Raw genomic sequence first — 20,255 nt, forward strand, 5'->3', positions numbered from 1 at the left:
GTCGTGCAAATTTCAGCGCGAAGCCGCCCGCGGGACTAGCCTCACCCCATGGACGACATGAACGAGAACGTCTCGTGGGTCTTTCAGAAGAAAGACGTAACCCGGCCACGCCTCTGCCCCCAGTGCGGTGACCCCTTGCAGGTGTCCTGGCACGGCGACGGCGACGGCTACGACTACGGCTGTGAGAACTACGCGTGCTCGCTTCTCTACTGCGGTCCTCCTCACTCCGAAGCCGAGCTAGCCAGCGACAACCCGGCCGTGCTCGGCCCGCCCAACTGCGAGCGCTGCCTCATGCCGATGCAGGTCGTGCCCGACGGCGATGCCTGGAAGTTCGCTTGCGATCAAAGCGGATGCGACGGCATCTGGCCTCCCGCCGGCTCCTGACCCAGCTCGCCCGCCCCCTTGCGACGACAAGACTGAAGCACTACATTGAGCCCGACGGGGGTAAACCACGCGCTGCCGACTAGGGAGATCTCCTTCAGAGGTCCCGTCACGAGATTGCTAATGTTCAGGAAGGGCCCACCTATGTCGAAACACCGAAAACTGCAACGAGGGCGAGGTCCCATCCCACAAGGGACGCTCCTGGCAATTGCCGTAGCCACCCTGCTGTTCATCGTCGGAGTCCCGAGCCCAGCCCTCGCCGCCGAAGCCGGGGTAATAGTAGCCCCAGCCGAAGCGATTCAAGCGCCGGTCGCCGAGGTCGACGTGCCACTCTCTGACGTCGTCGTGACTAACGCGACCGCGGTAATCCAGGACAGCGATAAAGTGGCAGTGACGTTCGACTACGCGCTAACCGGCCGGAACCCAGCAGGTGTCCTATTACTGTGCAGCAACGAATGCGAGATAAATCTCGGCGAATTCAACGTAACCGGCCCGGGTTCTGTGAACGAAACGTTCAGCCTCCCCCAGGGCACGCATGTCATCAGCTGGAACTCATCGTTCGACGGTGCCGGGTCGGACCAATTCCGTTCCTCGGGCGTGATCGGCACCGTTACCGTCTTAGAGTCGATGAACGGTGTCAATGTGAACTCTTCCGAAGTAACAGGCGGGGTGGAGGAGGTCTGCGTCACCCTCCAGGCGCACGTTTCATCAGCGGTTAACGCAGCAGATCTTGACATTCGGATCAACGATGTGACTGCCGACACGTTCGCCTATGAGTTTGGGACCGACGAGTTCAACTACCAGAACTGTCTTCCCGCAGGACTCGGCGAAGCTCGCGTCACTGTTCAGGCGTCCTATTACCAAGGCAATGGCGCGGGTGGCCTCCTCACTCAACATTTGATTGACGAGACTGTAACGGTAACGGCGGCCTCTGTTCTGCCGACGACGCCCGCGATCGAGACTCCAACCCCGACGACGCCCGCGGAGCCTTCGCTCGCTGAGGTCGGCAACCCGTCGATCGCGCTTTCGATCAACTCTGTCGTGGCGGGCGGAAATCTTAGGGTCACCGGCGCCGGTTTCGCTGCTGGGGAGGCCTATACCATCTGGCTCCACTCAACGCCGGTGCAGCTGGCGTCCGGGTCCGCGAACGCTGACGGCACCGTAAGTCAGGTCGTTTCGATCCCCGCAGGCACGGCGGCAGGTGGGCATCGCATCGAGATCCGCGGTACCACGACCGGCCCGGTCTTCTCTAATCTGACGATCCCGCATACTTTGGCCGAAACGGGCGCCGAAATTGGGTGGCTCGGCGGGCTGTCCGGTGCGCTGCTTCTTGCCGGTGCCGCTGCCACGGTGATCGGCACCCGCCGCCGCTCAGCGCAGACAGCGTAGCGCGCTGAAGCCTTTGCGCGTCTAACTTGTCACAGACTCGGACGTGAGCGAGATGCTGCAGGACTTGGGGCAATACGGCTCCAGGTTCGCACGCGAGCTCGGCCTCGCCATCTCCAGTGCGCAACTCCAGAAGTTCGGTGCTTCAGAGGCGCTGGAGACGGTGCGGGAGTTAGCACGAGCGCACACGCCGCACGCTTTGGCGGAACCAACATTGCACGATACGGTCCTACGGTTCAGTCAAAACCATCCTGGATGGTCGAGCCCTCGGGACATCACACCCAAGGACGTCTGTTGGCGCAGCTTTTTGTGCACCCGCAGCGAGAGGTCACCGTGAGTGAGCTTGCTCGCTTGGCTGAAGCCACCTTGCCCACTGCCCTCAGGGATGTCGATCGTCTCGTAGAGGGTGAGTATCTGACCGAACGCCGCGTGGGACGCAACCGCATGATCCGTGCCGACGAGGAGCATCCGCTCTACGCAGCCCTGAAGCAGATAGTCACCTACGGATATGGCCCGACTGTCGTCTCACCCGATCTGCTGTGCGGTCTGCCCGGTATCGATGCTGCCTACATTTACGGTTCGTGGGCCGCTCGCCTGGACGGCGAGCCGGGGGCCGATCCGAACGACATTGACCTGCTTGTCGTCGGAGACGTGGAACCAAGCCAGTTTTACCCGACAGCACTCGAGGCGACGAAAATGCTGGGTCGCGAGGTCAGCATCAACGTGATCTCACCGAACCGATAGCAGCGCGCTGACGACGGATTTATCAGAACGGTGCTGGCTCGGCCACTCGTACAGCTCGATTTGCGGGCATCGTGATTGCGCGCTGGCAGTAGGGACGAGCCGGAGTTGACGATCTCATCGCTCGTGATCGCAACAGGACTGCCGTCAACCTTCTTCACGATGGCTTTCAGTTCAAGCGGATGCTCACTACGCGGGCCCGGTTCCTCCGGCGATGTACGCGCTCACCAGGTGCGCGGCGTGCCGGTCCAGGTTTTGCCGGCCTCGGTCATAACGCGTCGTGATTCGTGGGTCGCTGTGTCGGGCAAATATTTGTGCATCGCGAAGTGGTGCTTCGGCGTCGAGCGCGGCCGTGATGGCGGCGTGCCGCATCGTGTGCGGGTGGGTTCCGGCGGGGAGGCCGGCTCGTTTGACGAGGATCTTGCAGCGGCCGTACGCGCCGCGCCGGTTTTGTGTCTTGCCGCTTTTGGTGAGTACGACGGGGCTGGTGGTTCGGTCGCCGGCGGCTGTGAGGAGGGCGCGCAGAACCGGCTCCGGTAGCGGCATTGTCGCGTCCTTGTTACCTTTACCCGTGAGTCGGAGCACGCGGTGCCCGCGAACCTCGTCCTGGAAGTCTTGGATCTGCACATTGCAGGCCTCGGTCACGCGCAGGCCCAGTAGTCCCATGAGTGCAAATAGTGCGCCGTCGCTCGGGGAAGACGCCGACGCGACTTGTAAGAGCTTGCCGAGTTGAAACCGGTCGAGGCCGAGCGCGCGCGTCTCGTCATAGGTCACCTTCGGCATCCGCAAGAATACGGTCGGGTCTTTCACGACGTAACCGTCGGCCTGGGCGATGCGGTAGAAGCCGCACAGCGTGCTGAGCTTGCCGTGCACCGTCGCGGCGCAGTTGCCCCGCACGTCTTCGAGGTGCCGCGCGTAGAGCTCCAGGTGCACCCGCTGCGCGTCCAGCGGCGGCAACCCGTTCGCCGAGCACCACTCGAAGAAGAACCGTAAGTCGCTGGTGTACTTTACTTGTATCGGGTGTCGCCCCGGTACCGCACCAGAAAACCCAGAGCGGCCATTTCCTCGATCGTCATATTGGGCGAAAACGTGGGCGCGATGGCTGCAGGTTTTTCCATGGTGAGTCCAATGTCGAGTTGGAGCTGAATTCGGTAGCCTGGCACCCCGCCGATCCATCGGGCGGGGCGCTGTCGTACCGTGCGTGCGACTCTACGCGGCACCACCGACACCAAAAAATGCCCTCATCCATCAGGACAGGGGGCGTGAGGTCTCCGTCGCAATAGGCGGTCCGAGCGGAATCAGAGCGGATGCCGCAGCTCCGACCATGCCGCCGCCACCCGCTGGTCGAGGTGCGAGGTACGAGCGAACGAAGCCCCGTCGACTCCCTTCACCAGGACACCGGCACAGTTCGAAGCCAAAACCATACCGAAAATGGTATAGTTTTGACATGTTTTGAGAGGATGTGAGATGAGCGTCCAAGACCGCCTGTGGGACATTGCCATCGAGCAGTATGGCTACGTGACGACGCGCGATGCCAAGACCATCGGGGCTGGCGCGATCGACTTGACCAAGTTGGCCCATCGCGGGCAACTCGCTCGTGTAGCGCACGGCGTCTACCGATTTGATCAACTCCCGGTCACCGCTCGTGATGAATTCATGCTCGCGGTGCTCTGGACAGGGTTCCCAGGGGCCGCGTTGAGTCACGACACGGCTCTCGCCGCCTATGACCTATGCGACATTAATCCCAACAAGATCCACCTGATCGTCCCCAAAGAAAGCCGGATACGGCGCCAAGGCGGAGACGACTACGTTCTGCATCGCGACGACCTCGCTCCGGACCAGATCGGCTGGTGGGAGGGCATCCGCACGGTCACCGTTCCCACGGCTATCGAGCAGGGGATTCACAGCGGCGTTCCCAGGCGACTTCTGGACCAAGCGATTAGCAGCGCCCGTGCTGCCGGCCGCATCACGGACGCACAGCACTCCCGGCTGGTCCGAGCATTAGAGGAGCGAGCATGACTGTGAATTCGTTGAATGATCTTCCAGACAAGGACAGACGACCCTCAAGCGCGGCGGTCCTCAACCGGTGGGTTCAGGATGCCCAGAAACTTGCCGGTGGAACCGGCGACAGAACCGGATGGATTCTCGCGTCCACGATCGTAGTGGCCGCACTCCAACGAGCGCTGGGCCCTGATGGTGATCCGCTATTCCTCCTTAAAGGAGGCGTATATCTGGAACATAAGCTGGGCCTGGCCAGCCGAGCAACGAAGGACGTGGACACCCTCTTCCGTGGGGAGCTCGACCAATTTCTCCACGCGCTCGATAGCGCCTTGGCTGAACCGTGGGGTGACATCGCCCTCACCCGTTCCGACGTGTCAGTCATCGAGATCGCCTCGCGACGTGTCAAGCCTCGGCGATTCCACATTGTTCTCAGCCTCAAGGGTGTGACGTGGCGCCGCATTCAAGTCGAAGTGGCCTTCCCCGAGGGCGCTATCGCGGACGTGGCTGAGCGTTTTCCTGCCCCGCGGCTGGAGTGCTTTGGTGTCCACCCGGCGACAGAACTGGCCGGTATCACGCTCGCCTACCAAGTGGCACAGAAGTTACATGCCTGCTCTGATCCGCATCAGCCCCCAACGTTTCGTAACAATCGAGTGCGTGACATCGTTGATTTACTCCTCATCCGCGACACGTTCTATACACCGCCGACAGATTTGAAACCGCTGAGAGACGCGGCCGAGGACGTTTTTTCCGCCCGAGCAACCGAGGCCGCAGACCTCGGACTTTCCCCCCAGGATGTGGCCACCTCTCATCGTGAGTAATCCGCTCTGGAAGGACGAGTACGAACACCCCGCCATGGAGGTGGGAATTAGCTTGTCATTGGACGAGGCCGTCTTCCACGTGAACCAGTGGGTGGCGCAGATCCGGGCGAGCTAACTGACCGGCAAAGTCATGACTGTATTTGTACATCGCGCAGTGGTGCGCCGGCGTCGAGCGCGGCCGTGATGCGTGCCGCATCGGGTGCGGGTGAGTTCCGGCGGGGAGACACCAAGAAAACGCCCTCATCCACCAGGACGCGGGGTGATTTATCAGTCACTCTGGGCGAGACTGACGGATTCCAAGACCTCCCGCAGACGGCGCGCTTGCCCCCAGCGTCGCCCCACCAACCTCCGCTGGTCGAGCGAAGCCGAGACCGCCATCGCCCAACGCGACCTGACTGCGAAACCCACCCACCCCGCCGATCGAGACCCGCCCCGAGAAACCAAAGAACCGCAACCTGATCCTTCATCTCGCCCAAACAGACTCGGATCCGCACCACGAAAGCCCCATTCACCGATCAGCCGTCCCAGACACAACCCCTACCCAAGCCCCTGTAGTGCCACTACCCTCGCCCCATGACGGATGCCCAGTTCGGCAAACACGTACAGCGCAACCGCAGCAAAGGCGACCCGCCTCGCTGCGACGAGTGCGAGCTGCCCCTCGAGGAGATCACCCACGGTTACGTCTACGAGTGGGCCTGCGCGAATGACCTCTGCGCCAAACGTTTCCAACGTACCTATGCGGAGCCCACTGATCCCGAGCTGCTCATAATCATGGGCCGGCCCCAGTGCTACCGCTGCCTGCAGCCTCGCCGCGTGACGCGTTGGGGCCCGGTTCTGCGATTCGAGTGCGCCGACCCGCGGTGCAATGAGCTGGTGTGGTTGATCAATGCCAAGTCCAGGCAGGCCAACAAGACGCGGTCCGAGGCCGGAATCATGCGGCTTCCGCGCGCGCAGGATCCCGTTGAGCCCGAGGTCATACCCGCGCCGCTCACGTTGGTGCCGCCAATGTCCCAGGTGGAGCCGACCGTGCGCCGCCGGGGGTCGCCCATCGCACTTGCATGCCGTCTTCCCGCTCGACCCGTCCACGAGCTGAGCCTCGGCTGTCGCGACCTGAAAGCGGATGCCGCAGTGCCGGCCACACGCCGACTGGTTCCAAATCGACGCGTCGAGTCCTGCCCACGCTGGTCGGGGCGGGAGGCGGGAGGCGGGAAGAGCGTTGAGCCCCCTCGAAGAGATTTGTCGACGCTCTTTGAAAAGTGGTCCGTTGGTGCTCTTCGAAAAGTAGGCCACTGTTGTGTGTCTATTCTGTGGTGTTTTCTGGTCTGGCGGAAGGCAGGGTGGTGATGCCGCTGTCTTTGAGTCGGTAGCTGGCGCCTTTGAGGGAGATGACGTCGGCGTGGTGAACGATGCGGTCGATCATGGCTGCTGCGACGACTTGGTCGCCGAAGACGTCGCCCCAGCGGGCGAAGGGTAAGTTGCTGGTCAGGATCAGCGAGGCGTGTTCGTAGCGGGATGACACGAGTTGGAAGAACAGGTTCGCGGCGTCTTGTTCGAACGGGATGTAGCCGACTTCGTCCACGATGAGGAGTCCGTAACGGCGCAGGCGCACGATCTCCTCCGCTAACCGGCCGCGCTCGTGGGCGTATTGAAGGCGCGCGACCCATTCGATGGCGGTGCCGAACAGGACCCGGTGTCCGGCGTGGGCAGCTTTGATACCTAAACCGATCGCGAGGTGTGTTTTGCCGGTGCCGGGAGGTCCGAGCAGGACGATATTGCGGGCTTATTCGAGGAAGAGACCACCGCCGAGGTGGATGATCTGGTCTCGTTTCAACGAGGGTTGGTGGTCGAAGATGAAGTCGTCGAGAGTCTTCCGGGAGGGAAACCCGGCCGCGCGGATGCGCAGCTGCGCGCCGGACGCATCGCGGGCAGCGACTTCACGGTCGAGGACCGCGGCCAGGTATTCCTCGTGGGACCAGCTCGATTCGCGGGCTTGATCGGCGAGGCGAGCGGCAGCGTCACGAATGCGCGGCGCTTTGAGGGCGCGGGAGAGGAAATCGATCTGCTTACTCGTGTCCGAACTCATCAAGCGACCTCCGCATCGGGATCGAAACTGACGTCGAACGCGGTGTCGTAATCGGCCAGGTCCCGTTCCAACGACTCCGACGTGTCGGCCGGCGTCGGCGTCTGAAACCGGGCCCGCAACGCTTTCGCCGCGATGACATGCTCCGGGTCCGTGATGGTGGCGGCGGACCCAAGGCGCGCTGGTGGGTGGCGATGATCTGCCCGCTCAGCCGGACCGTCACTCGGGTCAAATCGGCATGGACGTCAACCATCCGCCCAATCGCGGCAGGATCGACCGAGTAGTCGTTGCCGAACACGCGAACGTAGTAGTCCCGCGGCAGGCGAATCTGCGTGGTGAACCCGACCGGCGGGCGCGGCGGGACGGCCAGCATCGCCGCCCGATCCTCGGCAACCCGGTCGAGGGGTCGCGCTTGCAGGGCGCGGACCATACGGGTGTTGGCCGTGGGCAGCCACTGCCGGAGCTGCTCGTTGAAGTCCGCCACGGAGGTGAAGGTGCGGCCGGGAATGAAGGACGTCTCCAGAAACTGGTTAGCGCGTTCGACAATTCCCTTCGATTCCGGGTCGTAGGGCTTCAACTGCACGATCTTCGTCGCCAACGCGCCGCAGAACGCAGCGACACCGTCGGCGAGTTTGTTGCGCCGCCCGATACCCGCCTCGTTATCCCAGATCAAGCGGCGCGGAACCGCGTGAAGTTGTTCGGACAACAGCGACCACATGCCCGCGAGCAGATCCGGCGTCGTCCGCGACGGCAACATCACCGCGGTAATGAACCGCGAATACGACGCCACGATCACCAGCACCGGCGGAGAACCGACCCGGCCACCGCCCAACGGAATATCCACCGGCGGGAACCACAGGTCGCATTGCGCCTGATCACCCGCTCGGTATGTGATCCGGTCTGCGGGGTCCTTCGGAGCGAACTCCGGCTTCAGCTGCGCGATCTTCTTCCGAAACCACGACGACGAACCCGTCCAGCCCACACGCTCAGCCACCACCGTCGCCGGCATCGACGGAGTCGCTTTCAACAGCCGCCGCACGTCATCTTCAAAACCGTCGAACGCCGACGGACTCGGACCTCGACGATACTGCGGAGGCCCGGCAGACTGAACCGCTCGAGTGACCGTTACCCGAGACAATCCCAACTGCTTTGCAATCGCCCGCACCGACAAGCCCTCACTGACGTGAAGATGCCCAATCTCTGCCCAATCCTGCACTGTAATCACCCATCCAATCGTGGTGGGTGGTCTACTTTTCGAAGAGCGAAACTGGTCTACTTTTCAACGAGCGCTGACAAGATTACCAACGATTACGTCTTCGACTGGGCCTGCCTGAAGGACCAAACGCTTGCACACCACGTTCGCCGAGTTCAACGAGTGTCGCGACACGCTGAAGAGGATTGCCACAGGCAGAAACAAAAAAAGACATCCCTGTCATGTGGTGAATATTGGCTTCCAAGGGAGCCGGGGCGGTGCGCCTGAAGGCCAGCCCTTGCAAGCATGAATCGTGTCGTTCAGAGCCATAGTTGGCGTGGTTGAGAGCCACCTGCAAGGCTCCTTCCACCACGTGAGGGCCACGTGGTGGAAGGAGTACCGATAATGGTACGGAAAATCAAGGCGAAGCTTGTCTTGCAGTTACGAAACCAAGGCTTGTCTGGCAGGGCGATCGCGTCGGGGCAGGGCATCGCACGCAATAGCGTCCAGGTGGTGCTCGAGGCGGCGGACCGCCTCGGCGTCGGCTGGGCTGACGTCGAGGAGATGCCGGAAGCGCAGGTGTATGCGGCGTTGTTTCCCGGTCGCGGAGTGCACGAGTCCGTGTTCGCGCAGCCGGACTGGGGTCGAGTTCACACCGAACTGGCCCGAGTCGGAGTGACGTTGAAGTTGCTGCACCAGGAATACGTCGACACATCCGGTCCGACCCAAGCGGTGATGAGTTATGACCGGTTCTGCCGGCTTTATGGCGACTCCTCCGCCGTCTCCGGCGCGACGTCCCGCGTTGGCCACAAGGCCGGCCGCAGCATCGAGGTGGACTGGTCCGGGCCGACGATGCAGCTGTTGGATCCGACGACGGGTGAGATCTCGAAGGTGTATTTGTTCGTCGCGTGCCTGCCGTTCAGCCGGTATGCGTTCGTGGATGCCACGTTGGATATGCGGCAGGAGTCGTGGCTGCGCGCCCACACGGCGATGTTCGCGTTCTTCGGTGGCAGCGTGCCACGCTTGGTGCCTGACAATTTGAAGACCGGGGTGATCTCCCACCCGCGCGAGGGCGAGGTTGTTCTCAACGACGCCTACCGGGAGATGGCGGCGCACTATTCGGCCGCAGTGCTGCCGGGCAGAGTGCGGGCGCCCAAGGACAAAGCCAGCGTCGAGAACACCGTTTCCCATGTCGCGACCTGGGTCATCGCCGGGCTCCGGCAGGAGCAGTTCACGTCCTTGCCGCAGTTGCGGGTCCGGATCGCTGAGCAGATCGATGCTTACAACCGGCAGCCGTTCCAGAAACGCGACGGGTCCAGGCTGAGCGTCTTCACCACCGAGGAGCAGCCGCTGATGCAACCGCTGCCAGCGGCCCCGTTCGAGATCAGCACGTGGTCCTACAAACGCAAGGTGAATAAGAACGCACACGTGGTCTGGGCGAGGAACTTCTACTCCGTCCCGTTCAGCCACATCGGCGGCTACGTTGACCTTCGCATCACGGACACGATGCTGGAGGTCTATCGGAACGACGAGCGCCTGACCAGTCACCTGCTGCTGCCGATAAGCACCACGAACCAGTATCAGACCAACGACGCGGACCTGCCCGAAGGGCGCAGCTTCCAAGCCTGGGACCGGGCCCGGATCGAGGAGTGGGCGGCGCGGATAGGACCATCGGCCGTGACGGTGATCGGGAAGATCTTCGAAGCCGCCTCCATTGAAGAAGCCGGCTACGACCCCGCCCTGGCGGTGCTGCGACTGTCGCGCCGGTTCTCCCCGACCCGAGTCGAGGCCGCCTGCGCGCTGGCGTTGCAGGGGCCGATCCGCTCTCCGCGGTATGCGCACCTGCGGCCGATCCTGGACACCGGGCAAGACAAAACCGGCCACGTCCCCGACAAACCGGAAGCCGACGATGGCGGATACGTGAGAGGCAGCGCCTACTACGCCGGAGGAGTCCGATGAGCCGGCTCGATACCGAAACCAAACGCAAGCTGCGGGAGATGAACGCCGGCGAACTGCCGGAGGCGATCGACACCCAAGACGAAACCCTCAGCATCAGCTTGTCGTTTGAAGAGCGAGTCCGGCTGGTCGTCGATGACGCCTACTCCACCTTCACCCACTCCAAGGTCTCCGGGCTGATCCGGCGGGCGGGGCTGCGCTATCCCAACGCGGATCTGCGCAGCATCGACCTGCTCGACGAGCGCGGCCTGAACCGGCAACTACTGACCCAGCTCGGCACGTGCTCGTTCGTGAACAGGCAGCAAAACGTCGTCTTCCAAGGGTTCACCGGGTCGGGGAAGTCATATCTGGGCTGCGCGATCGCCAAACGCGCCTGCGAACATCGAATCCGCGCCCACTACGTCCGCATGCCCGACCTCGAGGAAGCCTGGGTCGCCGCCCAGGACACCCCAGGCGGCGCCGGGAAGTTCCTCCGCAAATACGCCTCGTTCACCCTCCTCGTCATTGATGAGTGGCTGCTCGATCGCCCGACGGAATCGATGCGAACAATGCTGCTGGAGCTGATGGAACGCCGCTACGGGGAGAGCTCAACGGTGTTCTGCACCCAGTATCAGCAGAAGGACTGGCACCAGCACCTCGGCTCCGGCGTTCACGCCGACGCGATCATGGACCGCATCATCCACAACACCATCTGGGTTGAGACCGGCACCTACAACATGAGGGAGCAAACAGCCCTCACCAGCGCCTAACAATCCGGCGAAGAGAGCCAGTGGTCCCTAGCCGCACCACCACTGGCTCTCTTCGGCACGAACGGTGGCTCTGAACCGCACGATCGGGTGGCTCTCAAGGGATCAAATACTCAATGTGGATAACTTCGACTCATCCCACTGTTTGACTGCCATCGGCTGTTGGCCTAAAACTCGAATTCTGCGATAAATCGGTGGATAAGTACTTGAATTCGAGTTCGTCAGTGCAATGGCCTCGAAAAGTTCGAATCCTCAAGGCAAACTTGTGATAAAGCCACTTCGTGGCAACACAGACGCCCCGACCAAGGCCGAGGCGTCTGTTTTATGCAGTAGTTTCTCAAAAACCGCACAATTGGGTGGTGCTCAAAGCCTTCAAGACTCCTCATCTACCCCGCGCCGACCGTCAACGCCGCCCGCGCGGCATTGGATAACTTGATCGAGGTCTGGGGCAGAAAATACGGTGCGATCATCCACATATGGGAATCGGTGTTAGAAAAGTTCGCCTTATTCCCGTCCTATGACCCCATGATCCATCAGGTGCTGTGCTCCACCAATGCGAACGAGTCGCTCTACATTGTTAGTATCCAGTCCCTCGATGTCCCGGCCGACCGGGACCGGCCGAGCCCGAAAGGCGATTCGGCGGGAGCTAGCTCAAAGCCTTCGCATCACCTTCCGACACCGCTGGCCGAACGCAGAATTTTAGTCAGGAAAAGAGGCGGGAAACACCGTTAGCGAGACACTTCCGCTCGTTTGCGAACTACGCCGGGATAAGCCCAGCGGTAGGCGATGGGCGTACGGTCGAGATCAATGTGCTGTCAATGCGATCCGAATATGGCTAGGTCGTTGGAGCCGGGGTTGAGGTGAATAGACGATTCGACGATTGCGTGTGAGTAACCATTAGAACCGCTGCGCTAATGAGAATACCTGCCGTCATTCTGTCCGAATCAGCCATCGGGCTGAATAGAAGGTCCCATGCGGCGACGAGAATCACCAGGGAAGCAACTGCTCCAATCTCTTTTAGCGCGGACAACACCCGCGGGACGGCCATGCAGAGAATGACAGCGAGTAGGACACTAACAAGGACGCCACCGACCCCAAAATGAAACCAGAGATCGACGAATTGCGAGTGCAAGTCAGTTCGGTTTCCAAAGACGAATGAGCGGAAGTAACTTGCATCCGCATCGCCGCCAACCGTCCTGACCGCACTCAACGCTTCGTTCTGGATGCCACCTTCAACCCGGATACCCGTTCCAAAGCCGAAAGGGAATTGTTCCGCAAGACGAAACGATGCTGCCCACTCGGCTCTTCCGCCTGCAAGGACGGACTGCCCACCCCTCATTTGGTCCACTGTGCGTTGTTGAATTTCGGCACCCAATGTACCCAATCGCATCAGCTGAATCATTCCATTTGCGGCAGAAATCGCGAGCACGCCAGCCAGTATGAGAGACAGTCTTGGCCGCGTATGTACCCACTCTCGAGTCTTTTGATTGCTCCAAGTCGAGGCGAGTGTAAGTAGTGTCAGTAACGCCACACTCCTCGCGTCCGATTGAATGCTGAGCGCTGTGGAGCCGACGAGGACCCACCGTGTCCACCTGATATTCCGACCGCCCAAGAGGGCCAGAAGGAAAAGAGTGCAAAACACCCCAACTGATCCTTTCCAGGCAAAGTCAGTAGAGTTCACTACGCTGTTGAGGAAACCTCCAGCGAAAATCAGACGTGCGCCAAACATGAAACCAGTGCGCCGTATTCCCCAAAGCCCAAGTAGTACGAGCAATGGGACGGCGAGCAGCCAGCCAAAGATCATCGCTGCATCTAGCAAACTGCTGCGGTCCCCTTTAGAAGGCGCGGCCGTGTATCGAAGGACCAGACCGCACGCCACAGCCACGACGGAAGTAGGGAGGAGAACACTCACGAGCCGCGACGAGGTGGGTGTGCGCACGAGAACTGGAAGCAAAAGAATAGCAATGAAGGAGGAAGCGGGGAAAAGTCCGTAGCCAGGCAACTTTAAAAACAAAATAAATAGTAAAAATACAGCTACTTTTCGCTCCCACGAAGGAGCGTCCACCAGCGGCCTATGCCAACGGTCAGCGAGCTGCAATGCCACCACTCATTTCCAAATACCGCAAAACATCCAGAATAAGGCACGATGCTGTTGTGGGAGTTGCACAGGCCCCTAAAATGCTCGAGTTTGGCTTCAAAGCTAAAGTCTTCTTTCATATCGTCGACAAGCTTATAAACACTCGCACAAACCGAGCGTCTAACTCCGACGATGTCTTGTGTATCCACTGATACATTATGTCGCTGAGAATCGCGGTGCATTCACGATGGGGATTCAATGACGTGGTAAGCAAATGGAACGCCACAGCGTACGGCGGATGACGATCTTGAGGTGCGTGGGAAAGACTCGACACACATCTCAAATTTGTGGCTCTTCCCAATGAAGAGCGTATTTTGGTTGGGATTCACCAGCTTCAAGGAACGAGCTTGATAGTGCATCATATCGGAATTCTTAAGCCGCGCCGTGGAGATGCTCTGTCATCTGCCTTCCACTCGAGATACGAAGCCGACTGCGACCCAAGTTGCGCGGCTGCACCGCAAGTGCGCGCATGTAAACGACATAGCGACGGATCTCCCATTTTGACCGATTTCGACTCGAGGGGAGCATCAAAGACCGAATGGAGAATGTGAGAATACGCCCCGCGAAACCCGCGAGAACTATCCCCTTCCATGTCAAAGCGTCGATGGCTGAGGAAGACAACCGCCAAGAGTATAGATCGTAGAGGTTCGTGATCCACATCGGATTCATTCGACCGTCGACAGTAGACGAACTCCCGCCGATAGCGTGTTTAACGTGATGCTCGCTCGAGATGACTACTCGCATACCAAGGGCTCGAAATCTCAAACACAGTTCTACGTCCTCGCCGTACATAAACCACCGATCAGAAAGCCCTTCCAAGGAACGCCAATCATCCGTCCTAACAATAAGGCACGCACCAGAGACCCAATCAGCGTCCACACGGCCCCAGTTCTCAACAGTGTCTTGAAAAAAATAGTGCCCTTCGAATAGTGCGGTATGCATGCCAAACCTCGACATGCCCGTGGCGTGCGTAAACATTCGCCACTTAGTCGGGCTCCGTCCCGCCGCGATAGCCTGAAACTCGTTGTCTGGAGCAGCTACAAGCGGAGCAACGATCCCTATATCGGGATCGCTGTCCAAGACACCGGCCAGAGACAAGAGCGCATCGCTGCCAGCACGCGCATCTGGATTGAGAAGGCATATATAACTGCCGCTTGCTGCGTTAGCGCCAATGTTCACTGCAGCACCGAAACCAACATTTTCGGTATTTTGAATCACGACTGCCAAAGGCGCAACAGATAGGACTAGGGGTATCGTGCGATCCTCTGATGCATTATCGACGATGATTAATTGAATTCGCTTTTCGCCAACAAGCGGTAACAAACAATCCTGAATGACGGTTTGGCTGTTATAAGTAACTATCACGACACTAATGATTGTCAACTCTTCGGACAACACTTTTACGCTTGCTAGTGAGTTATGCATCTTATGTAGTCCTAACTCTGAGTGTGCGTGTTCGGCGCTACAGATTCAAAAACGGCTGTCATAGCGGTAGTAAAAACTGAGATAGAGTACCGTTTTTCATAAGTCTGGCGAGCGATTCTTCCGGCGCTGATTGCATCCGTCCGTGATACTCTGCCCAAGATTTCTGCTAAATCAATAGACGATTTTGGAGAGTACAAGAATCCATCGCGGCCGTCGCTAATGATCGTGGCCAGGCCGCCTCCACGACTGCCTATTACGGGACGCTTACGTGAAAATGCTTCAATGGCGACGAGACCGAAAGGCTCCGGATCATCGGACGGGACGATCAAGAAATCACAGCCATCAAGAAGTTCGCGGATATTCGAAACTTCTCCAACTATTCGTACGCTTCGTGGGTTCGACAATTGAAGCACTCGGGTCGGTACATCGAAGGACTTACCAACTGGCGGTGGACCACCTGCGATGATTAGTTCTCCCGGAGAATCCGCTTCTTCCCAAGCGTCCAATAACGTACCGTGTCCTTTCCAAGCGTTCCATCGACTTGCAATTAAAAACTTAATAGCCCCACGATGGCCAGCGATATTCGTTGTGGGTTCACGTGCGTCTCGATGTCCGTTTTCTATCACCACGGCCTTTTCAGTCACCTTCCCTCGTAACGCCGAAAAGGCTGGGTTCGATATGCATATACATTTCGTGACGCCACGCGCAAGTATTCCGAGAAGTCGGGCCTCGCGACCAGACCAAATTTCCTGGCAGTGGAATATTACTTTTCGGCGTCCTAGCACGCGCAAAGCTGGGGCGGTAATCAAGGAACTTGACGTCGTCAAGTAAACGATCTCAGGATCAAGCCGCTTAATTGCCAAAACTGTTTTTAAAGTTCTGTACAGGAGTTGGGGAATCATCGCCGGTCTTAAATAAGCACGCCGTAAAATCGCGATATCTGACACTTCATATTGAATTCCGCGAGTTTCTAACTCAGCTGACAGACTCGGGCCTGAAGGAGCAATGTCGTTCGGTATAAGGACTATCGCGTGCAAGTAAGGCGGAAGGGCGTTTATCACTTCAAGCAGCATCCGATCCGCGCCGTACATCTCATTTGACGAATGCAAAAAGACAACATTCTTTCGAATTGTTCGATTATTCATTGGTCGTGCTTAAGTGAGGATTTATCTCGGAAAGCAGCAGTTACTGCGAACGACGTCAATTGAGATCTTGCCGCGGCTAGGCATCCTGTGTTCATCGAACCTTGCCTTGGGTCCGGATGGCAGCGAGAAGCGTCTGTTCGTATTTCTCACAGATTTCTATCCATGAGTAGTGTTTCTGCGCTCGTGCCTTGGCTGCAGCTGAATATGTTTCGCAGGTCGCTACGGAAGTCATGGCATCTGACAGGTTTGTATAGAGGGCATTTGGAGTGACTTCTGTGAACCTGCCCGCCATTCCGAGGACTTCGCGGTTGTAGACGGTGTCGCGGGCGATGATCGGCGCGCCACAGGACATGGCTTGGACGAGAGCGGGGTTTGTGCCCCCCACGCTATGTCCGTGAAAATAGACGCCCGCATGCTGCCAAAGTGCAAACAAGCGTCGGTCATCGCTGATGTGTCCGAGCCAATGTATGCCTGAGTTGTCTGCCGCTAACTTCTGCGCTGCCGTATCGAGTTCACCACCATAGCCGGTCGATCCCACGATGATTACTGGATATGTCTGCGATAGCTTAGCCGCGACAGCGAAGAATTCGGGGACGGAATTCTCGGGGACTAGCCGCGCCACCATTAATACATATCCTCGGTGGATAAACCCAGACTCTATGGGCAAGTCTGCCGCTGGCTCTCCACCGTAGGCAATGACCTCACCTTCTCGGTGGTAGGTGGATTCCCACCGCTTCGCAATTTCGACTGAGTCGTAGACGAGTGTTGTTGCTTTTTTGGCGGTAATTGCCGCGCCACCTCTAAACACGACGCGTGCTGCCCGTCCCCATTTTTCGCGTTCCCACTCGATTCCATCTACGTTCACGACAGACGGGATACCCCGTGCCTTTAGAAGTGGTATCCAGAAGCCGTTGGCTACATTCATGACTAGTGCAACATCGGGTCTGGTCTTAGCCGTGCTGACAGCTGCGCTGAAGCCATGTGTGAGCGTGCTCAAGGATTTGGATTCAATTCCTCGTGTGAGCCTGCGATGTACCCGGACATCGAGATCGGGGTCGAACTCGCGAGTTCCGCCCGGACGGCCGTAAACAGTTACGTCCCAACCGGTGGCGGCGAGGAATGGTGCGATCTTTCGAACCGCCGTTTCGAAACCACCGTAATAGCTTGGGTACCCGCGAGTGCCCAGAATGCACACAGAGGGACGGTCGCTATCTCTGCTGCGACTTGGCACAACAGGACTCAATATCGTATTAGCCATACGGCAACTCCCCCATGATCGACGTCGGCGCGCGGTGACCGAAAAATTGGGTGCATCCACCCATCCACACCGTGGGCAAATTCTCATTAAATTTGGACGCTAGGTCACCGGCACTTCAAGAACTGTACGCGTTTGAGCACTGCTATTCCTGTCCCGCATCCCGTCCAAACGCAACAGACGGTTTGGTCCCTACAAGACAAACTTCATGTACATCGCATGTATCCCCGAAACAAAACAGGCTCTGGATAGCGCCATTCGATCAGACACGACCGATTTTCCGAGACCTAATAAGTATACTGCCCATTATGGGCATAGGTCGAAGTCTGTGACGGCGAAGCGATTGGGAGATGCGCCCGTTCTCGAGCCAAAGACCGTGTCCGGCATATTAGTTTCGCCCTACGAGGCAGCTCTAATCATGGCCAATGGATCCGTGCGCAAGAAAGCTGGACGGCTCTCGGTGTGTGGGTGACCCGCTCGAACCGCAGGATTTTAATATTGGCTGCCGAAGGAGTCAGGGGCAGTGCAGGTGAGGCCGCGGCGCCAAGCCGTGAACCGTGTCGTTTCGAGCCACACTCGGCGTGGTTGAAAGGCAGCTGAGAAACGCTTTCCAGCACGTGACGGCGAGCGTGGAAGGTTGGTTGCACCGGGTGTCAGGAAATGGATTGACAGTAGCGCATTGGCTCCAGCAATCACATAGGTGCCATCACGGCCCGGATCATGAACATCACCGTCTGGGTCGAGACCGGCAGGCACGCCAGGGGGGAGCAGCTAGACGTCACCAGCGCCAAACAATTCGGTCGAGACTGCGAGCGGGCCCGGTCCGCACTATGAATCGCCTGATGCGGTCGCTCTCAAGGCTGCAGATGAACAATAGTCGTAATGGTGGCTTGAGCTCCGAGCTCACACATTCGCAATTCCCTCGGAAACACTGACTCGCGACTGGAACTCCTGATCCCAACAGCTCTCGACGGTTTCGTCTGCGCCTTCCGTGATCGCCGGCTAAGCGAACAACCGCATGCCCAAGGCTCGGAAACTTTCTGCACCGCAGGCCGTGCCTGCTCCGTGTCGAGGGCATGATTTTCAGGCCGACCGCAAGCACCGTGGATTGCGCGAGACGGACAAACAATGCGAGGTCGAAGTGCTGCTCGTAATTCGAGCCGCCGAGTGCTTCTCCGCGCTCGAAGGTATGTGGACGCTCCGCGCGTGGACAGTGGCCTATGTTTGGATTGGTTCATGTGCGAAGGTGCAGAGCCGACCTGCGCTCATCTTTGAACTGTCACCGAATGCAGATGCGTCGTTAAACGACGCGAATTTAATGAATGTCCGGAAACTGGACTGTCTCGGGTTGCCACTTCATCGGAGCCACTTGGTGGTCGAACTTCCCTCAGTTTAGCGTTTGGGACTTTCTTTTTTCGGACAACGTATACAGTCACTTGGGGGCGCAGATGGTTTCGATGTGGCGTGTTCTTGGGCTTCATCCCTCGCCTGCAAGTTGCATCCAAATTGCCAGTCTCAAAATTAAGGTTTGCGTCATGATTTCGATTGGTCAGCAAGAATTTGAAGAATGCTGTTACGTAGTGACAAGAAAGGGCAGCGCTTTTTCCGAAGAGGTTGTTTCAGATTTTGAAACCGCCATGGGTAGACACGGTCTGCGCTCAATATACAAGTTGACCGCTGTGATGCCTTGGGATACCTTAGGTCGGCTAGTTTCACGATTTCATATGCGTCCGTTGAAGCTCCGTCGTGAGAAAACAGCGGCTGTCATTGGCCTAATGGGTTTGGCTGAACGGCAATTGTTGCCCTCGATCATTCGCTACGACCTCACGCCATATATTTGGGACTGTTGGCCGGATAGAGAGGTGGATTGGAGAAGTTTTTTTATGCGCTATTCTCCGAAACGTGTCGCATTTACCTCACGTGACGCTGCCAGGTATTGGTCGAGCCAGCTCCCGCACGTGGATGTTGTTTGGTTGCCAGAGGCGATAGATGCTGACGTCTACGAGGCGGGGCCCTTACTTTCCGCGCGTTCCATTTTGCTGCTCGAGGTCGGGCGCAGGTATGGCGACGCGCACGACGTGGCGCGCCGAACTATTACTTCGTTGGGCGCCAAGCACTTATATGTTCAACCCGACGCGACCTTAACCTTCCTTCCTGAACGAAAGGACCTGATTCGTACCCTGCACACATCCCGCGCCTTGTTTTGCTTTCCTGGGGCGATCTCGCACCCGAAGGGGCGAACTGGTGCATGGGAATCAATGACCCATCGTTATCTTGAGGCGGCTGCGACAAAGACGCTCATTATAGGGACGATTCCCAATGAAATGATCGAGCTTTTTGGATTCTGTCCTGGACTGAATGTCACTTTAGAGGATTTGCCAGCTCTACTACTTCAGCTGCATCAGTCGCCGCAGGAATTTCAGTGGCTAGTCGACAAGACACACGCAAGGCTTCTGGAAGTTGCGACATGGACCGTTAGAGTGAGTCAGTTGTCCGCGTTCGCGAAACGTGGTTCGACGGCATTGACCGCGTGTTGATTCAAAAAGACTGTCCATCGAAGATATGGGCTAAGTTGAATTGTCGCGAACCGCAATCTGATCCTACGTTCATGGATATCGTATTTGACTTTCAGGTCTCCTGAGTAGGAAGAGTCCATAGTCTTCCAGCTCAAATTCTCGTGCATCGGCCGGCAGTCTGCTTCCTCCGCGCGACGAAAAGCTCCGTGAACGATCGTTGTAGTTTGTAGCGGCGTTGAGCTCAGTCGCGCTCTCAACGGTCGCTCTGGCGATCTTGTATCGCGGGATACTCAATCTATGTTTATAACTCCGACGAGCGCAGAGTCGTTGTCCGTCGCGTTATTTGACGATGGCGACGTCATGATGGGCGATGATGTCCGGGGTCATGTCAGGCTGGGCGTTTTCCAGCCAACGTCGCAACACCTAACGTTTAGGAATAGCGATGAAAGACAATTCAAGAACCCGGAAAAAAGGCA

General features: G+C 58.4%; 18 protein-coding genes and 2 pseudogenes. 10 read left to right on the forward strand and 10 right to left on the reverse strand.

From position 1 onward, the window contains the following. Positions 1–48 precede the first annotated feature (48 nt). The 3 genes from CXY70_RS12060 (at position 49) to CXY70_RS12070 (ending at position 2,511) form a co-directional block, all read left to right on the forward strand. On the forward strand, positions 49–384 hold the full coding sequence (locus CXY70_RS12060) for a hypothetical protein (protein ID WP_104192595.1): 336 nt from the start codon (positions 49–51) through the stop codon (positions 382–384). A gap of 387 nt (positions 385–771) precedes the next feature. Next, positions 772–1,770: a hypothetical protein gene (locus CXY70_RS12065; RefSeq protein WP_146066125.1), complete on the forward strand. Its 999-nt coding sequence runs from the start codon at positions 772–774 to the stop codon at positions 1,768–1,770. Between the two features lie 291 nt (positions 1,771–2,061). Next, positions 2,062–2,511 carry an ArsR family transcriptional regulator gene (locus CXY70_RS12070; protein WP_146066126.1) on the forward strand — a complete coding sequence of 150 codons (450 nt, stop codon included), beginning with the start codon at positions 2,062–2,064 and terminating at the stop codon, positions 2,509–2,511. A 186-nt stretch (positions 2,512–2,697) separates the two neighbouring features. On the opposite strand, the gene CXY70_RS12075 is transcribed toward CXY70_RS12070, so the two are convergent. The 3 genes from CXY70_RS12075 to CXY70_RS18505 form a co-directional block, all read right to left on the reverse strand. Continuing rightward, positions 2,698–3,465 carry a tyrosine-type recombinase/integrase gene (locus CXY70_RS12075; protein ID WP_158250974.1) on the reverse strand — a complete coding sequence of 256 codons (768 nt, stop codon included), beginning with the start codon at positions 3,463–3,465 and terminating at the stop codon, positions 2,698–2,700. Positions 3,466–3,515: 50 nt separating this feature from the next. Continuing rightward, complete coding sequence (locus CXY70_RS17840) at positions 3,516–3,671, reverse strand: hypothetical protein (protein WP_158250975.1); 156 nt, start codon at positions 3,669–3,671, stop codon at positions 3,516–3,518. A gap of 135 nt (positions 3,672–3,806) precedes the next feature. Then, entirely contained in the window at positions 3,807–3,932 is a 126-nt protein-coding gene (locus CXY70_RS18505; RefSeq protein ID WP_255412033.1) for a hypothetical protein, read from the reverse strand. A gap of 43 nt (positions 3,933–3,975) precedes the next feature. On the opposite strand from CXY70_RS18505, the gene CXY70_RS12080 reads away from it, so the two are divergent. Genes CXY70_RS12080 through CXY70_RS18510 form a run of 3 tightly spaced genes read left to right on the forward strand, consistent with a single transcriptional unit; the run spans position 3,976 to position 5,442 of the window. Further along, on the forward strand, positions 3,976–4,527 hold the full coding sequence (locus CXY70_RS12080) for a type IV toxin-antitoxin system AbiEi family antitoxin domain-containing protein (RefSeq protein ID WP_104192599.1): 552 nt from the start codon (positions 3,976–3,978) through the stop codon (positions 4,525–4,527). After that, positions 4,524–5,327, forward strand: a complete 804-nt coding sequence (locus CXY70_RS12085) for a nucleotidyl transferase AbiEii/AbiGii toxin family protein (RefSeq protein ID WP_104192600.1) — start codon at positions 4,524–4,526, stop codon at positions 5,325–5,327. Before CXY70_RS12080 ends, CXY70_RS12085 begins: the two co-directional genes overlap by 4 nt. Next, a complete protein-coding gene (locus tag CXY70_RS18510) occupies positions 5,320–5,442 on the forward strand; it encodes a hypothetical protein (RefSeq protein WP_255412034.1) in 123 nt (40 codons plus the stop codon). Before CXY70_RS12085 ends, CXY70_RS18510 begins: the two co-directional genes overlap by 8 nt. Positions 5,443–6,627: 1,185 nt before the next feature. On the opposite strand, the pseudogene istB reads toward CXY70_RS18510, so the two are convergent. Together istB and istA (CXY70_RS12100) are read right to left on the reverse strand one after the other, a co-directional pair. After that, positions 6,628–7,410, reverse strand: a pseudogene (gene istB / locus CXY70_RS12095) (IS21-like element helper ATPase IstB). Continuing rightward, positions 7,410–8,632: pseudogene (istA, locus tag CXY70_RS12100) on the reverse strand (IS21 family transposase). The pseudogenes istB and istA (CXY70_RS12100) overlap by 1 nt, the downstream one beginning before the upstream one ends. A 372-nt stretch (positions 8,633–9,004) precedes the next feature. Here istA (CXY70_RS12100) and istA (CXY70_RS12105) point away from each other — a divergent pair. The 3 genes from istA (CXY70_RS12105) to CXY70_RS18695 all read left to right on the forward strand — a co-directional run bounded on the left by istA (CXY70_RS12105) (position 9,005) and on the right by CXY70_RS18695 (position 12,033). After that, positions 9,005–10,558, forward strand: a complete 1,554-nt coding sequence (istA, locus tag CXY70_RS12105; protein ID WP_104192602.1) for an IS21 family transposase — start codon at positions 9,005–9,007, stop codon at positions 10,556–10,558. After that, positions 10,555–11,304 (forward strand): ATP-binding protein, encoded by a 750-nt coding sequence (locus CXY70_RS12110; protein WP_104192603.1) that lies wholly within the window; start codon positions 10,555–10,557, stop codon positions 11,302–11,304. Before istA (CXY70_RS12105) ends, CXY70_RS12110 begins: the two co-directional genes overlap by 4 nt. A gap of 381 nt (positions 11,305–11,685) precedes the next feature. Next, complete coding sequence (locus CXY70_RS18695; RefSeq protein ID WP_369852520.1) at positions 11,686–12,033, forward strand: transposase; 348 nt, start codon at positions 11,686–11,688, stop codon at positions 12,031–12,033. A gap of 103 nt (positions 12,034–12,136) precedes the next feature. Here the strand turns inward: CXY70_RS18695 and CXY70_RS17590 are convergent, their stop codons facing one another. The 5 genes from CXY70_RS17590 to CXY70_RS12135 form a co-directional block, all read right to left on the reverse strand. Beyond that, complete coding sequence (locus CXY70_RS17590) at positions 12,137–12,730, reverse strand: hypothetical protein (protein WP_146066127.1); 594 nt, start codon at positions 12,728–12,730, stop codon at positions 12,137–12,139. 605 nt (positions 12,731–13,335) lie between these two features. Continuing rightward, complete coding sequence (locus CXY70_RS17595) at positions 13,336–13,587, reverse strand: hypothetical protein (protein WP_146066128.1); 252 nt, start codon at positions 13,585–13,587, stop codon at positions 13,336–13,338. A 223-nt stretch (positions 13,588–13,810) separates the two neighbouring features. Then, complete coding sequence (locus tag CXY70_RS12125) at positions 13,811–14,863, reverse strand: glycosyltransferase family 2 protein (RefSeq protein ID WP_104192606.1); 1,053 nt, start codon at positions 14,861–14,863, stop codon at positions 13,811–13,813. 11 nt (positions 14,864–14,874) lie between these two features. Then, the gene (locus CXY70_RS12130; RefSeq protein WP_104192607.1) at positions 14,875–16,008 is read right to left on the reverse strand and encodes a glycosyltransferase family 4 protein; all 1,134 of its coding nucleotides are present in this window, start codon (positions 16,006–16,008) and stop codon (positions 14,875–14,877) included. 91 nt (positions 16,009–16,099) lie between these two features. Next, positions 16,100–17,266, reverse strand: a complete 1,167-nt coding sequence (locus tag CXY70_RS12135; RefSeq protein ID WP_104192608.1) for a DUF1972 domain-containing protein — start codon at positions 17,264–17,266, stop codon at positions 16,100–16,102. A gap of 1,532 nt (positions 17,267–18,798) precedes the next feature. On the opposite strand from CXY70_RS12135, the gene CXY70_RS12140 reads away from it, so the two are divergent. Continuing rightward, entirely contained in the window at positions 18,799–19,800 is a 1,002-nt protein-coding gene (locus CXY70_RS12140; RefSeq protein WP_146066129.1) for a hypothetical protein, read from the forward strand. Positions 19,801–20,255 lie beyond the last annotated feature (455 nt).

The sequence above is a fragment of the Cryobacterium sp. Y82 genome (genome assembly GCF_002929495.1).
Lineage (GTDB): Bacteria > Actinomycetota > Actinomycetes > Actinomycetales > Microbacteriaceae > Cryobacterium > Cryobacterium serini.

Bases quoted from the DNA above. Each gene is read 5' to 3' on its own strand.
- CXY70_RS12060 (WP_104192595.1), top strand. From the start codon at position 49: ATGGACGACATGAACGAGAACGTCTCGTGGGTCTTTCAGAAGAAAGAC.
- CXY70_RS12110 (WP_104192603.1), top strand. From the start codon at position 10,555: ATGAGCCGGCTCGATACCGAAACCAAACGCAAGCTGCGGGAGATGAAC.
- CXY70_RS12125 (WP_104192606.1), bottom strand. From the start codon at position 14,863: ATGCATAACTCACTAGCAAGCGTAAAAGTGTTGTCCGAAGAGTTGACA.
- CXY70_RS12085 (WP_104192600.1), top strand. From the start codon at position 4,524: ATGACTGTGAATTCGTTGAATGATCTTCCAGACAAGGACAGACGACCC.
- CXY70_RS18505 (WP_255412033.1), bottom strand. From the start codon at position 3,932: ATGGTTTTGGCTTCGAACTGTGCCGGTGTCCTGGTGAAGGGAGTCGAC.
- CXY70_RS12130 (WP_104192607.1), bottom strand. From the start codon at position 16,008: ATGAATAATCGAACAATTCGAAAGAATGTTGTCTTTTTGCATTCGTCA.
- istA (WP_104192602.1), top strand. From the start codon at position 9,005: ATGGTACGGAAAATCAAGGCGAAGCTTGTCTTGCAGTTACGAAACCAA.
- CXY70_RS12135 (WP_104192608.1), bottom strand. From the start codon at position 17,266: ATGGCTAATACGATATTGAGTCCTGTTGTGCCAAGTCGCAGCAGAGAT.
- CXY70_RS12080 (WP_104192599.1), top strand. From the start codon at position 3,976: ATGAGCGTCCAAGACCGCCTGTGGGACATTGCCATCGAGCAGTATGGC.
- CXY70_RS12140 (WP_146066129.1), top strand. From the start codon at position 18,799: ATGATTTCGATTGGTCAGCAAGAATTTGAAGAATGCTGTTACGTAGTG.